The sequence below is a fragment of the Kitasatospora sp. NPDC001261 genome (assembly GCF_042896795.1).
Taxonomy (GTDB): domain Bacteria; phylum Actinomycetota; class Actinomycetes; order Streptomycetales; family Streptomycetaceae; genus Kitasatospora.
The window spans coordinates 21,065-33,965 of sequence record NZ_JBIAXP010000038.1 but is presented as its reverse complement, the minus strand read 5'-3'; the positions used below and the strand labels follow the sequence as shown (position 1 = coordinate 33,965).

The 12,901-nt window shown below is 74.6% G+C and carries 14 protein-coding genes; 3 read left to right on the top strand and 11 right to left on the bottom strand.

Annotation, left to right across the window (positions count from 1 at the left end):
- Positions 1 to 280: 280 nt before the first annotated feature.
- From ACFY4B_RS37640 to ACFY4B_RS37610, 7 genes are read right to left on the bottom strand one after another with little or no spacing between them, the layout of a single operon-like run.
- Positions 281 to 601, bottom strand: coding sequence for a TcmI family type II polyketide cyclase (locus ACFY4B_RS37640; RefSeq protein WP_049659041.1), 321 nt, complete (start codon positions 599 to 601; stop codon positions 281 to 283).
- A gap of 5 nt (positions 602 to 606) precedes the next feature.
- The gene (locus ACFY4B_RS37635) at positions 607 to 1,062 is read right to left on the bottom strand and encodes an SRPBCC family protein (protein ID WP_049659036.1); all 456 of its coding nucleotides are present in this window, start codon (positions 1,060 to 1,062) and stop codon (positions 607 to 609) included.
- Between the two features lies 1 nt (position 1,063).
- Entirely contained in the window at positions 1,064 to 1,324 is a 261-nt protein-coding gene (locus tag ACFY4B_RS37630; protein WP_074004530.1) for an acyl carrier protein, read from the bottom strand.
- A gap of 57 nt (positions 1,325 to 1,381) precedes the next feature.
- Positions 1,382 to 2,620, bottom strand: a complete 1,239-nt coding sequence (locus ACFY4B_RS37625) for a beta-ketoacyl synthase N-terminal-like domain-containing protein (RefSeq protein WP_049659038.1) — start codon at positions 2,618 to 2,620, stop codon at positions 1,382 to 1,384.
- A gap of 5 nt (positions 2,621 to 2,625) precedes the next feature.
- Positions 2,626 to 3,882 carry a beta-ketoacyl-[acyl-carrier-protein] synthase family protein gene (locus ACFY4B_RS37620; protein WP_375877729.1) on the bottom strand — a complete coding sequence of 419 codons (1,257 nt, stop codon included), beginning with the start codon at positions 3,880 to 3,882 and terminating at the stop codon, positions 2,626 to 2,628.
- Positions 3,879 to 4,304: a cupin domain-containing protein gene (locus tag ACFY4B_RS37615; RefSeq protein WP_074004532.1), complete on the bottom strand. Its 426-nt coding sequence runs from the start codon at positions 4,302 to 4,304 to the stop codon at positions 3,879 to 3,881. The genes ACFY4B_RS37620 and ACFY4B_RS37615 overlap by 4 nt, the downstream gene beginning before the upstream one ends.
- 27 nt (positions 4,305 to 4,331) lie before the next feature.
- A complete protein-coding gene (locus ACFY4B_RS37610; protein ID WP_375877730.1) occupies positions 4,332 to 5,507 on the bottom strand; it encodes a SchA/CurD-like domain-containing protein in 1,176 nt (391 codons plus the stop codon).
- Between the two features lie 208 nt (positions 5,508 to 5,715).
- On the opposite strand from ACFY4B_RS37610, the gene ACFY4B_RS37605 reads away from it, so the two are divergent.
- Positions 5,716 to 7,437 (top strand): FAD-dependent oxidoreductase, encoded by a 1,722-nt coding sequence (locus tag ACFY4B_RS37605; RefSeq protein WP_387975649.1) that lies wholly within the window; start codon positions 5,716 to 5,718, stop codon positions 7,435 to 7,437.
- Positions 7,438 to 7,498: 61 nt separating this feature from the next.
- Here the strand turns inward: ACFY4B_RS37605 and ACFY4B_RS37600 are convergent, their stop codons facing one another.
- Complete coding sequence (locus tag ACFY4B_RS37600; RefSeq protein ID WP_049658055.1) at positions 7,499 to 9,160, bottom strand: APC family permease; 1,662 nt, start codon at positions 9,158 to 9,160, stop codon at positions 7,499 to 7,501.
- A gap of 268 nt (positions 9,161 to 9,428) precedes the next feature.
- Positions 9,429 to 10,349: a serine/threonine dehydratase gene (locus ACFY4B_RS37595; protein ID WP_049658053.1), complete on the bottom strand. Its 921-nt coding sequence runs from the start codon at positions 10,347 to 10,349 to the stop codon at positions 9,429 to 9,431.
- A gap of 276 nt (positions 10,350 to 10,625) precedes the next feature.
- On the opposite strand from ACFY4B_RS37595, the gene ACFY4B_RS37590 reads away from it, so the two are divergent.
- Positions 10,626 to 11,504, top strand: a complete 879-nt coding sequence (locus ACFY4B_RS37590; RefSeq protein WP_387975646.1) for a DMT family transporter — start codon at positions 10,626 to 10,628, stop codon at positions 11,502 to 11,504.
- A gap of 113 nt (positions 11,505 to 11,617) precedes the next feature.
- On the top strand, positions 11,618 to 11,881 hold the full coding sequence (locus ACFY4B_RS37585) for a hypothetical protein (RefSeq protein WP_380782433.1): 264 nt from the start codon (positions 11,618 to 11,620) through the stop codon (positions 11,879 to 11,881).
- A 67-nt stretch (positions 11,882 to 11,948) separates the two neighbouring features.
- Here ACFY4B_RS37585 and ACFY4B_RS37580 read toward each other — a convergent pair whose 3' ends face one another.
- Entirely contained in the window at positions 11,949 to 12,275 is a 327-nt protein-coding gene (locus ACFY4B_RS37580) for a hypothetical protein (RefSeq protein WP_049657428.1), read from the bottom strand.
- The gene (locus ACFY4B_RS37575; RefSeq protein ID WP_387975643.1) at positions 12,272 to 12,640 is read right to left on the bottom strand and encodes an SAV_915 family protein; all 369 of its coding nucleotides are present in this window, start codon (positions 12,638 to 12,640) and stop codon (positions 12,272 to 12,274) included. Before ACFY4B_RS37575 ends, ACFY4B_RS37580 begins: the two co-directional genes overlap by 4 nt.
- Positions 12,641 to 12,901 lie beyond the last annotated feature (261 nt).

Sequence of the window (12,901 nt, the reverse complement as noted above, 5' to 3'; positions counted from 1 at the left end):
TGCCGACACGGTGCCGGACAAGGGGACTCGCGGGGGGTGCGCCTGATCCACCGTCATCCACCGTGCGGCCGCCTGCCACCGGAGTGTGGCAGCGCCGGTGCGCGGCGTGCGCCCTTCGGGTGGAGTCCCGGGTGTGTTCACCCGGTTGGCCGGGTGATCCGGGTGAATCCACCCGGGGGGCCGTCCGGCCGGACGCACGTGGGCCCGCCCCCGGCGCACGGCCGGGGGCGGGCCCGTCGGGTAGCCGCGGGGGCAGCGGCCCCGTCGGGGAGCCGCCGGGTCAGCGGTCCCAGCGGTAGAACTCCCGTGCCATGGCGTCCTTCGGCTCCCGCCAGGTGGCCGGGTCGTACGCCTGCACGTAGGCGGTCAGGCGGTCGCTGACGGTCCGGAACTCCGGGTGCCCGACGACCTTGGCGACGGCGGGGCCCGGCGGGCGGTCGGCCTCGATCAGGTGGAGGTAGACGTCGCCGAACTGGAAGAGGCTGCGGCCGGTGACGCCGATCAGGTGCGGCAGTTCGCCCTGGTCGGACTCGGCGAACACCTCGGCGATGTCCGGCGCGGCCTCGGGCTTCATCCGGGCGACGATCAGCGCCCGGTGCAGGCCGGTCACAGCTCCGCCGCCCGCTTCTCGACCTTCTCCCGGATCAGCTGCATCTGGATCTTCGAGTTGCGGTTGATGTGGCCGGTCATGCCCTCGTCGTCGACCGGGGCGGTCGGCTTCATGGCGAAGTCCTGGATCCAGCGCATCCTGGTGCCGGCCGGCGCCTCCGCGTACTCCCAGCGGATCTCCATGAACTCGAACGGGCCGGGCTCGACCCGGCGGGCGCGCACCGCGAGCGCGTCCCGGTCGGTCTCCCGCTCGGAGACCCAGCTCCACACCTGGCCGTTCTCGTCCGGGTGCATGGTGAGCCGGAACCGGACGAGTTCGCCCTGCCGGTCCAGCACCTCCACCGAGGCGTACTCGCTGAACAGCTGCGGCCAGTTCTCCAGGTCGTTGGTCATCTCCCAGACCAGGTCGAGCGGGGCGGCGATGACGATCTCGTTGTCGGTGTGTCCGGGCATCTCAGGCACCAGCCTTCGTGGCGAGGGAGGAGTTGACCAGTTCCAGGAACTCGGCCGGGGTCTTGGCCGACTCGGCGCCCGAGGTGACCTTGAGGCCGTGCCGGTTCTCCAGCTCGCCGACCACGCCGAGCAGGCCGAGCGAGTCGACGCCGAACGTGTCGAACTCCGCGCCCGGCCGCGCCAGGTCGCCCGGGTCGACGGTGACGCCGGCCCGGGACTGGAGCAGGACGGCGAGTTCCGGATAGCTGAGGGTGTTGCTCACGGGTGTCCCTTTCGGAGGTGTGACGGGGTGGTGCGGGGCGGTGGTCCGGGCGGCGGTTCAGGGCCGCCAGCGCCGGACCACCAGCGCGGAGTTGGAGCCCATCAGCCCGCGGCTGACCACCAGGGCGGTGTTCAGTTCGGCCGGGCGGGCGCGGCCGGTCACCAGGGCGAGGTCGTGGCAGACCTCGGTGACGTTGGGGGTGGGCGGCAGCACGCCGTCCTCCATGGCCAGCACGGCGGCGGTCACGTCGAGCATCGGGGCGCCGCAGTAGGCGCGCCCCGTACCGGTCTTGGGCGCGGTGACCGGGACGCGTTCGGCGGCCGGGCCGAGCGCGTCGGCGAGCGCCAGGGCCTCGGCCCGGTCGGCCTCCGGCACCCCCAGGGCGTCCGCGAAGACCACGTCGATCTCCTCGGGCGCGATGCGGGCCTCGTCCAGCGCGATCCGGATGGCGGCCGCCAGCCCCTCCCGGGACTCCGCCCAGCGGGAGGCCCCGGTGAAGGTCGCGCCGTGGCCGACCAGTCGGGCCCGGATGCGGGCGCCGCGCAGGAGGGCCGCCTGCTCGTCCTCCAGCAGCAGCATCGCGCCGCCCTCGGCGGGGGAGAAGCCGCAGGCCAGCGCGGTGAACGGCAGGTACGCCCGCTCGGCCCGCCCGGCCAGGCTGACCTCGGGGTAGCCGAGCTGGCAGACCATCGAGTACGGCGCCAGCGGGGCCTCGGCGGCGCCGACCACCACCGCGTCGGTGCCGCGCTCGATCGTGCGGGCGGCGTGCGCGAGGGCGTCCAGGCCGCCGGCCTCGTCGCTGGCGACCACCCCGCACGGGCCCTTGTAGCCGCCGCGGATCGAGATCTGGCCGGTGCTGGCCGCGTAGAACCAGGCGATGGACTGGTACGGGCCGACGAACCGGGGCCCCTGGCCCCAGAGCTGCTGGAGCTCGCGCTGGCCGAACTCGCCGCCGCCGGAGCCGGCCGCGGTCACCACGCCGACCGCGAAGGGCTGTTCCGGGTCGGGCCGGAACCCGGCGTCCGCCACCGCCAGGTCGGCGGCGGCCATCGCGTAGTGCGTGAAGCGGTCGGTCTGCACCAGGAAGCGGTTGTCGATCGCCGACTGCGGATCGAAGCCGTTCACCTGGCCCGCGATCCGGAGCGGAAGCCCGGTGCAGCCCTCGCGGGATATCCGGTCGAGGACGCTCACGCCCTGCCTGGTGGCCTTCCAGAAGGCGTCGGCCCCGACCCCGTTCGGAGCCACCACGCCGAGCCCGGTGATCACCGCCCGGCGGCCCTGCTGACGTGACGTCATGGAACTCACCCCGTTCTGTTGAGCACGACGGCGGACTGGAATCCGCCGAATCCGCTGCCGACCGAGAGGATGCGGCTCAGCGGCAGCTCGCGCGCGGTGCGCGGCACGTAGTCGAGGTCGCACTCCGGGTCCGGAGTCTCGTAGTTGGCGGTCGGCGGCACGACCCCGTGGGCGAGCGCCAGGGTGCAGGCGACGACCTCGATGGCGCCGATCGCGCCGAGCGAGTGCCCGACCATCGACTTGATCGAGCTCATCGGGGTCCTGAAGGCGTGCGCGCCCAGCGAGCGCTTGACCGCGGCGGTCTCGTGCCGGTCGTTCTGCTTGGTGCCCGAGCCGTGCGCGTTGACGTAGTCCACCTCGGTGCGGTCCACCCGGGCGTGGGCGAGCGCGTGGTCGATCGCCCGGGACATCTCCAGCCCCTCCTTGGTGAGGCCGGTCATGTGGTAGGCGTTGCCGAAGGTGGCGAAGCCGCCGATCTCGCCGTAGACCCGGGCGCCGCGGCGGCGGGCGTGCTCCAGCTCCTCCAGGACCAGGACGGCGCCGCCCTCGCCGAGCACGAAGCCGTCCCGGTCGGCGTCGAAGGGGCGGGAGGCGTGCCGCGGGTCGTCGTTGCGCTCGCTGGTGGCCTTGATGGCGTCGAAGCAGGCGACGGTGATCGGCGAGATCGGGGAGTCGGAGGCGCCGGCGAGGCAGATGTCGGCGCGTCCCTCCTCGACCGCCTGGAAGCCGTAGCCGATCGCGTCCAGGCCGGAGGTGCAGCCGGTGGAGACGGTCTGCACGGGGCCGTGCGCGCCGGTCCGCTCGGCCACCGCGGAGGCCAGCGTGCTGGGCGCGAAGGCCCGGTGCAGCTGCGGTTCGGCCTGCCGGTGGTCCACGTCCCAGCGGGCGCCGGCCGCGCTCACCAGGGCGTAGTCGTGCTCCAGCCGGGTGGTGCCGCCGACGGCGGTGCCGAGCGAGACGGAGATCCGCCACGGGTCCTCGGCGGCCAGGTCCAGGCCGGCGTCGGCGATCGCCTCGTCGGCCGCGACCATCGCGAACTGCACGTAGCGGTCGGCCCGTTGGACGTCCTGCGGGCCCAGCCCGTGGGCCGCCGGGTCGAAGTCCACCTCGGCGGCGATCCGGGAGCGGAACCCGGTGGGGTCGAACAGCGTGATGCCCCGGGTCGCGGTGCGGCCGGAGGTCAGCAGCTCCCAGAACGCCGGGACGCCGACCCCGCCGGGGGCGACCACGCCGATCCCGGTGACGGCGACGCGCCGGGTCACGAGACCACCTTGGCGTGTTCCGGCGGGCCGGAGGCCGCGGTCCCCTCGGTGCTCACGTGGCCGAGGTCGGGGCGCGGGGCGAGCGGGCCGAGGTGGAAGACCATCCGGGCCTCGGTGTCGCCGACGTTGCGGAAGCGGTGGCGCATGTTGATCGGGATCATCAGGCCCTGGTCCGGCTTGAGCGGATGGGGCTTCCCGTCCAGGTCCACCTCCAGGTCGCCGCAGACGACGAACACGAACTCCTCGGAGTACGGGTGGTAGTGCTCGCCGATCCGCTCGCCGGGCCGGACGATCGCCAGGCCCATGAAGCCGCTGGTCGCGCCGCAGCTGGTCGGGGTGAGCATGGTGCGCAGCTCGGCGCCGTGGCGGCGGTTCTCCGGTGCCTCGTGGACGCTGACGATCCGTGGGGACTGCGTGGTCATGGAGATCTCCCGTGAGATGACGGAACGTCAGTTGTTGATCGGGTCGGCGGAACTGCGGTCGGTGACCGGGTTCATGGCGCGGGCCGCGAGGAAGGCGCCGAGCCCGGCGGCGGTGCGCAGGTCGCCCTGCGGGCCGAGGTCGAGCAGTCCGGCGAGCACGGCGGCCTGCCGGTCGTCGGCCACGCCGAGGGCGGCCGCCGGGTCGGCCTCGGCCGGCACCCGCAGGTCGACCAGGCGCACCACCACGTCCTCGCGGTGGAAGACGGTGGCCGCCGCGACCGGCCCGGTCGGGTCGGCGGTGGCGAGGTTGTCGTGCTCGGCCAGCAGCTCGGCCACCTCCTGCCCGCGGTCCGGGCGCACCGGGTAGAGCACGGCGTGCCGGTGCAGCCGGGCGGAGGCGGGGGAGCTGGCGATCGCCTGGTGCCGGGCGGGCAGCGCGGCCCTGGCGAAGAACGCCCGGGCGGCCTGCGGGTCGCCCAGTTGGCGGCTCTCCTCCAGGTGCGGGTTGAGCGCCTCCTCGACGGCCCGCACCTCGGGCTGCATCGCCACGTGGCGCAGCGCGTCGCCGAGGTTGCCGATCACCTCGACGGCGCGGACCACCCGGTTGCCGAGCATGAACAGCGAGGTGCGGCGCAGCCGGGTGTGCTCGTCCACCTCGGCCCGGGGGGAGGCGTAGCCGGAGAGGATGCGGGCCACCTCGGGCTCGCTGCCGGGCTTGACGGTGAAGGTCAGCGCGTGGCGCACCACCCCGTCCGGGCCGGGGTCGACCCTGGGCGGGCCGACGTGCCCGGCGGGAGTGGTGCGCGGCAGCCCGGGCGGCACCTCCATCGGGGCCCGGGTGCCGGTCGAGCCGGCCGCGGAGGTCTCGCGCAGCACGGCGTAGCGCAGCGAGCGGAAGTTGTCGCTGACGCAGCCGTGCATCGGCTTGACCATCTCCCGGTGGGCCGGGCTGTCCACCCACTCCAGGAAGGTCTCCTGGTCCTTCCACTCGCTGGTGATCAGCCACTGGCGCGGGTCGTTGATCGACTGGCACAGCTGGTCGCTGACGTGTCCGGGGACCGAGGCCACCTGGTGGCGCAGCTGCTCGTACACGTCGAGGAAGCGCTGCTGGGCGCCGTCCTGGATCTCCAGCATCAGCACGACCCGCAGCCGGGTGTCGGCCTCGTCGTGCTGCTTCGGCTGGGGTTCGGACAGAGTTGTCATGATCCACTTTCTGCTCTGGGCCGCACGCTGCGGGCCGTGTCGGCCGTGCCCGGCGGGTGCTCCCCGGCCTGGGAGGGCGGTGCGACGGCGGGTCGGCCGGGCGCGTCGGCGCCAGGCCTGAGGTCGATCGTGGGCGGCGCGGCGGGCGCGGCGCGAGATTTGCGGGCCATCCGGGCGAAGGGGCGCCACGGGCCCCCTCCGGCGGGGGATGGAAGAGCGGGGCCCCCGGTCGAGCGGGCCCGCCGAGGGCGGCGCCGAGCCCAGTCTCCGGGCCGCGGAATCCCCTGACAGGGTGGAGCAATTGATGAATCCGAAGGTTGACGACCGGGTGCCGGTCCTCATCGTGGGCGGCTCGCTGGTCGGGCTGTCGGCCTCGCTCTTCCTCGGGCGGCTCGGGGTCGGGCACCTGCTGGTCGAGAAGCACGCCGACACCTCGCACCACCCGCGGGGGCGCGGCAACAACGTCCGCACCATGGAGCTGTTCCGGGTGGCCGGGATCGAACCCGCGATCCGTGAGGCGGCCTCGATCCTGGCCCCCAACCACGGCATCCTCCAGGCGCCGTCGCTGACCGGCGCCGAGCAGGAGTGGCTGTTCCGGGAGATCGACCCGGGCGGCCGGCTGGCCCGGTTCAGCCCCAGCTCCTGGTGCCTGTGCAGCCAGAACGACCTGGAGCCGGTGCTGCGGCGAGCCGCCCGCGAGCTCGGCGGCGACCTGCGGTTCGGCACCGAACTGGTCTCCTTCGAGCAGGACGCGGAGGGCGTCACCTCGGTGCTGCGCAGCCGGGAGAGCGGCGAGCGGCGGGTGGTGCGCTCGGAGTTCCTGATCGCCGCGGACGGCCCGCGCAGCCCGGTCCGCGAGCGGCTGGGCATCGGCCAGTCCGGCAAGGGCGAGCTGTTCCACAACGTCAGCATCACCTTCCGGGCCAAGCGCCTGGCCGAGGTGGTCGGCGACCGGCACTTCATCGCCTGCTACCTGACCAACCCGGAGGCGGACGGCGCGCTGCTGCCGGTGGACAACCAGGAGGAGTGGGTCTTCCACGCGCCCTGGCACCCCGAGCACGGCGAGCCGCTGGAGGCCTTCACCGACGAGCGCTGCGAGCGGCACATCCGCACCGCCGTCGGCCTGCCGGAACTGGACGTCGAGGTCACCGGCCGGGCGCCCTGGCACGCCGCCGAGCGGGTGGCCGAGCGGTACGGCGCCGGGCGGGTCCTGCTCGCCGGGGACTCCGCCCACGAGATGTCCCCGACCGGGGCGTTCGGTTCCAACACCGGCATCCAGGACGCCCACAACCTGGCGTGGAAGATCTCCGCCGTGCTCTGCGGCTGGGCCGGGCCGGGGCTGCTGGAGACGTACGGGCAGGAGCGCCGCCCGGTCGCCCGGGTGACCGGCGAGCGGGCCTCGGCGCGGTCCGCCGAGCACAGCCACCCGGGCTACGCGGTGGTGCCGGGCGCGGGCCGGCAGGCCGGGGTGCTGGCGGTGGCGCTCGGCTACCGGTACCCGGTGGGCGCGGTGGTCGGTGCGGACGGGGACGGCCCGGTGGTCCCCGAGCAGTTCGAGTCGGCGGGCGAGCCGGGCAGCCGGGCCCCGCACCAGTGGCTGCTGCGGGCGGGGGTGAGGCTCTCCACGCTGGACCTGTACGAACAGGCGATGGTGCTGCTCACCGGCCCCGAGGGCGGTGCCTGGCAGGCGGGCGCCCGGCGCGCGGCCGACCGGCTGGCCGTCCCGCTGGACGGCTTCCGGATCGGCGACGGGGCCGAGGACGACCTGGCGCCGGAGCCCGGCGCGGACTTCGCCGCCCTGCACGGCATCGGCCCGCTGGGCGCGGTGCTGGTCCGCCCGGACGGCTTCGTCGCCTGGCGCTCGCCCGGCCCGCCGCGGGACGCGGAGGCCGAGTTCGCCGCGGCGCTGCGGACGGTGCTGAGCCTCTGACGGACGCGGACGGGCCCGCCGGTCGCACGGCCGGCGGGCCCGTCCTGTCGTTCGTCGTCGGTCAGTGGCCGCCCTCGTCGACCACCTCGACGTCGGCGACCTCCTGCTCGATCTCCTCGGCCGGCAGCGCCACCCGGATCGCCCAGTAGTAGATGGCCACCGAGAACACCGACACCAGGGCCATGTCGGTCCACAGCGGGATCCGGCCGATGCCGTCGCCGAAGCCGCCGAGCCAGGAGATCAGGCCGAGGCCGATCAGGTAGGGCGGCAGCCACTGGGCGGCCTTCCAGCTCAGTCGCGGCGCGTTCGGCAGGCCCTTCCTGATCGCGTACGCGGCGTAGCTCCCGAGCAGGACGTAGCCGAGCACGATCGCGATGCCCAGGCGGGAGAGGGTGTGCCAGCCGGACCAGTAGATGATCAGGCTGGAGACCACGAACGCGGCCGGGGAGATCACGCCGCCCGCCGGCAGCCGGTAGGGGCGCTCGCGGTCGGGCAGCCGGCGGCGCATCGCGCCGAAGGCCAGCGGGGCGCCGGCGTACATCAGCACGCTGGCGGAGGTGATGAAGCCGACCAGCTCCTGCCAGCTCGGGAAGGGCAGGAAGCAGATCACGCCGGTGACGAAGGCGATGACCAGGCCGAACCACGGCACGCCGTTCTTGTCCAGCTCCTCGAAGCGCTGCGGGGCGTAGCCGTTGCGGCTCAGGCCGTAGGAGATGCGCGAGGTCGAGGTGGTGTAGATCAGCCCGCTGCCGCCGGGGGAGATCACGGCGTCGGCGTACAGCACCCAGGCCAGCCAGCCGAGGCCGACGGTGGTGGCCAGGCCCGCGAAGGGGCCGTCGATGCCGGGGAAGTCGAGCTTGTCCCAGCCGTTGGCGAAGGAGCTGACCGGCAGCGCGCCGATGAAGACGACCTGGAGCAGGGTGTAGACCACGGCGCCGATGGCGACCGAGCCGAGGACGGCGCGGGGGATGTCGCGCTTGGGGTTGCGGCTCTCGCCGGCCAGCTGGATGGCCTGCTCGAAGCCGAGCAGGGCGAAGATGATGCCGCTGGTGCTGATCGCCGCGAGCACGCCCTGGGCGCCGAACGGGGCGAAGCCGTGCGAGGTGAAGTTGGAGCCGTGGAAGTTGGTCACGGCGAGCACGAAGATCGTGAACAGCGGGACGAAGATCTTCAGCCAGGTGGCGACGTTGTTGGTGCGGGCCAGGACGCGCACGCCCAGGAAGTTCACCGCGACGAACACCGCCATGAGCACGGTGGCGACGGCGAAGCCGCTGGCGGTGAGGGTGTTGTTGTCGTTGAGCAGGCCGCCCGCCCAGGGCCAGTGCCGGGCGTAGCCGATCATCGCCTCGACCTCGATCGGCGCGACGGTGGCCGCCTGGAGCCAGGAGAACCAGCCGAAGGACATCCCGGCGAGGCCGCCGAAGGCGTAGTGCGGGTACCGCGCGGTACCGCCCGAAACCGGGAACATGCTGCCGAGCTCGGCGTGCACGAGCGCGAGCAGCACGATCGCCACCGTGCCGATGCCCCAGGAGACGACGGCGGCCGGGCCGGCCGCCACGACGCCCTCCTTGGCGCCGAACAGCCAGCCGGAGCCGATGATCGAGCCGACCGAGGCCCACATGAGGCCGACGAGGCCGACGTGGCGGCGCAGTGACCGCTGGGCGGTTCCGGTTTCGGAACCGGTGCCCTGGCCGGGCGGCGAGATCTGGTTGAGGGAAGCCATGAACGATCTCTCTGTGTGTGGGGACTCCGGGGTGGGCGGAGCGATGAGAGTTGCCACACACTAGGACTTTTCAGCCCCCTCTGCACAGATTTCATTACTGAATGTTTACATTCTTTTCTGGACGTCCTTGCAGGTAGGGGGCGTTATGGCGCCCGGCATATTACGTATCCGATCGATCCGCCCGGAATTCGGGCCGCGCCGTGCGGGGTCGCATGATAGGGGAAATTCCCGAGGATGGGAATAGTGGGCTCCGTATAGCGGAGCGGCGCTAGTCCACCAGATCGGACGGGTCGGTGTTGGCGCCGCAGAGCAGCACGGCGACGCGCTCGCCCTCGGCCCGGTCGACGGCGGCGAGCGCCGTGGCGGCCGCGTACTCGACGGCGATCCGGCGGTCCTCCCAGAGCTGCCGGCGGGCGCGCACGATGGCCTCGTCGTCGACCAGCACCGACCGGACGCCCTCGTGCGCGGCGGCGTCCACGGCGAGGGCGGTGGCCCGGCGGGCCCCGAGCGAGTCCTGGGCGACGGAGTCCACCGGGACGTCCACCGGGCGGCCCGCGGCCAGGGCGGCGTTCAGCGCGCGGCTGCCCGTCGGCTCCACGGCGAGCACCCGGATGCCGTGCTCGCGGGCCGCCACCGCCACCCCGGCGAACAGCCCGCCGCCGCCGACCGACACCACCACCGTGTCCAGCCCGGGCACCCCGGCGCGGATCTCCGACAGGACCGTCCCGGCGCCGGCGGCGATCAGCGGGTGGTCGTACGCGTGCGAGGACAGCGCCCCGCTGCCGGCCGCGAACTCCTCGCAGGCGGCCAGCGCCTCCGCGTACTCCCGGCCCGCCAGCCGCACCTCCGCGCCGTACGAGCGCAGCCGCGCCAGCTTCACCGGGGAGGCCGTCTCGGGCAGGAACACCGTTGCGCGGACGCCGAGTTCGCGGGCCGCCCAGGCGCAGGCCAGCCCGGCGTTGCCGCCCGAGGCGATGGTCACCCCGGCGTCCGGGAGGGTGCCCGCCTCGGCGTGCGCCAGCAGGAAGTTCTGCGCGCCGCGCGCCTTGAAGCTGCCGGTGTGCTGGAGGAACTCCAGCGCCAGCCAGGTCCGTCCGCCGTCGTCCCCCGGTGCCACCGCCACCGGGCGCACCCGCCCGGCGATCCGCTTCCCGGCGGCCTCGACCTCGTCGTACGTCAGCTGGTCCATCGTGTTCCGCTCCTTCGTCGAGGGGACGTGCCACCGGGAGTCCCGGCCAGGACGACCGTACGTCCCGTCCGTGGGCGAAGGAAAGATCACGAACGCCGGGGCCGGACCGCGCGTAGGCTGGCCCCGTGCGATTCGTGATCCTCCCCCCGCCGGCCCGCTAGCGGGCGGCCCACTCCACCTCCTCCGGCCCGACGGGACTGCCCGCAGCCGGGGCGATGACTGCCGCCCGCGTACCCAGCGGACCTGAACCGGCAACTCATCGTGGAGTACCGACGCATGACCTCGTACACCGCCGTGCCCTTCCGGCGCGGCCTCCTGTCCATCTCCGCCGCCGCCGTCGCCTGGGGCGTCGGCGGCGCCGTCTCCGCACTGCTGATGAGCACCAGCGGACTCGGCCCGGCGGGCGTCTCCTGCTGGCGCTTCGGCGTCGCCGCGCTCTGCCTGGCCCTGCTGCCGGGCCGCCGGCCGCGCGGCGAGCGGGGCGCCGCCGGGTGGCGCGCCGCCGCGCTGACCGGGCTCGGTCTGGCGGTCAGCCAGTGCGCCTACTTCGGCTCGGTGCGGTACGCGGGCCTCGGGCTGGGCACCCTGATCACCATCGGCGCCGGCCCGGTGTTCACCAGCCTCGGCGCCCACCTGTTGCTCGGCGAACGCCTGACCCGTCGAACGGCGGCCGCGGTCGCCCTGGCCCTGGCGGGCCTCGCCCTGCTGGTGGCCGCCCCGGCGGCGGGCCCGCGCCCGGCCCTCGGCGTCGCTCTGGCCGTCCTCGCGGGCGCCGGCCAGAGCGGCCTCACCCTCTGGGCCCGGGGCGGCGGCTCGGCCCGGGCCGGCACCGGCGCCTTCACCACCGGGCTGCTCTGCCTGCTTCCGCTCGTCGCCGTCCAGGGCCTCCAGGGCGTCCTGCCGGTCGACGGGGACCCGCTGGTGACCGCGGTGGCGCTGCTCTTCCTCGGCACCGTGCCCACCCTGTTCGCCTACCGCTGGTACTTCACCGGCCTGACCACCGTGCCCAGCACGACGGCCGCGGTGCTGGTCCTGCTGGAGCCCGCGACCGCGGCGGTGATCGGCGTGCTCTGCCTCGGCGAGCCGTTGACGGCGGGCCTGCTGGCGGGCTCGGCGCTGCTGCTCGCGGCCATCGCGGCGCTGGCGCGGGAGTAGCGGCTCCGGCGCGGGAGTCAGCGGTTCCGGCGCGGGAGCGGCGGAGGGCGGGGGCCACCCGGGCGGGCGTCCTGTGGTCGCCGGGGGTCCGGTGGCGTGCTGTCGTGGTCCGCATGAACAGCTCACTGCCGGCCCGGGTGGCCGCCGCGACCGCCTCCGCCCTCCTGCTCCTCCCGCTCGCCGTGGCCGGGACCGTGGCCGCCGCCGGACCGGCGGCGGCGACCGGGCGCCGGGACGTCACCGCCGACCAGTGCCGGAGCGCGGGCGGGCACGTCGAGGGCAGCGGCTACTGCGTCGACGCGGACGGTGAGGACGCCTGGGGCGAGCCCATCGACGGCCAGGCGGTCAACCCGAACCCGCGGCCCGGGGAGGAGTGAGCGCCGTACGGGCCCCGCGCCCCGCTCCCGGGCAGGGGAGCGGGGCGCGAAGCCCGTACGGGGTCGGTCAGGGCACCGGGCGCAGGGTGACCGGGGCCGGGGTGAGGGCGCGCAGGACGAGGTCGACGCGCACCTTGGCGGCGCCCGCGCGGTACAGGGCGGTGGAGATCGTCCGTAACTCCTCGGGGCCGGTGCAGGCGAGGCGCAGTTCGAGGTCGGCCTCGCCGGCCAGGGCCAGGCCGCTCTGGACGGCGGGGAACTCCGCCGCGAGGCGGTCGAAGTCGAGCGGGACGGGGCCGTGGCTGATCCGGGCGATCGCGTGCAGCGCCCGGGCCGGGCGGGCCCGCCCCGCCGGGTCCGGCTCGTCCGGGACGAGCCGGAGCGGGGCGGTCACCGGTGCTGGAACTGGACGGTCGGGGCCGGGGCGGAGGGCGCCGCGACGGGGGCGCGGCCGGGCGGGGCGGTCCTGGACGGGGCGGTGGCGGAGGGAGTGGCGGCGGAGGGGGCCGCGACCGAGGGGGCGACCAGCCGCGGGTCCAGTACCAGGGTGTCGATCCCGAGCGGGGCGGTGAGGTCGCGGAGGGCGGCCTCGCCGAGCTCGGTGCGGGCCTGGTCGGGCCCGAGGAGGGCGGCGAGGGCCTCGGGGCTGGAGAATCCGACCGCACAGCGGCGGCCGTCGCGCAGGCGGAACAGGCGGAGTGCGGTGGTGCTTCCGGTGCCGGAGACGGTGACCGGAACGTGCCAGACGGCGCGGGCCATGCGAATGCTCCCGAGTGGGGTGGTGGTGCCTGCCGGAACTACTGCCTCGACGCTAGGTCGACCCGGCCCGGGAGGCTCCGGTCCTGACGCGCCGTTGACCGAATGCGGTCGTGCGTTGACGCACTCCTGACGTTCGGCTCACCCGAGTGGACCAAACCACTGGTCGGGCGCTCCGCTTGCCGAGCGCCCCGACCCGGACGACCGTGGAACCCGTCCCCCGTCACGACCTCCGTTCCGTCCTCCACGCCGCCCGTCGGAACG

Bases quoted from the DNA above. Each gene is read 5' to 3' on its own strand.
- ACFY4B_RS37625 (WP_049659038.1), bottom strand. From the start codon at position 2,620: ATGACGTCACGTCAGCAGGGCCGCCGGGCGGTGATCACCGGGCTCGGC.
- ACFY4B_RS37615 (WP_074004532.1), bottom strand. From the start codon at position 4,304: ATGACCACGCAGTCCCCACGGATCGTCAGCGTCCACGAGGCACCGGAG.
- ACFY4B_RS37600 (WP_049658055.1), bottom strand. From the start codon at position 9,160: ATGGCTTCCCTCAACCAGATCTCGCCGCCCGGCCAGGGCACCGGTTCC.
- ACFY4B_RS37595 (WP_049658053.1), bottom strand. From the start codon at position 10,349: ATGGACCAGCTGACGTACGACGAGGTCGAGGCCGCCGGGAAGCGGATC.
- ACFY4B_RS37610 (WP_375877730.1), bottom strand. From the start codon at position 5,507: ATGACAACTCTGTCCGAACCCCAGCCGAAGCAGCACGACGAGGCCGAC.
- ACFY4B_RS37590 (WP_387975646.1), top strand. From the start codon at position 10,626: ATGACCTCGTACACCGCCGTGCCCTTCCGGCGCGGCCTCCTGTCCATC.
- ACFY4B_RS37585 (WP_380782433.1), top strand. From the start codon at position 11,618: ATGAACAGCTCACTGCCGGCCCGGGTGGCCGCCGCGACCGCCTCCGCC.
- ACFY4B_RS37635 (WP_049659036.1), bottom strand. From the start codon at position 1,062: ATGCCCGGACACACCGACAACGAGATCGTCATCGCCGCCCCGCTCGAC.
- ACFY4B_RS37575 (WP_387975643.1), bottom strand. From the start codon at position 12,640: ATGGCCCGCGCCGTCTGGCACGTTCCGGTCACCGTCTCCGGCACCGGA.
- ACFY4B_RS37605 (WP_387975649.1), top strand. From the start codon at position 5,716: ATGGAAGAGCGGGGCCCCCGGTCGAGCGGGCCCGCCGAGGGCGGCGCC.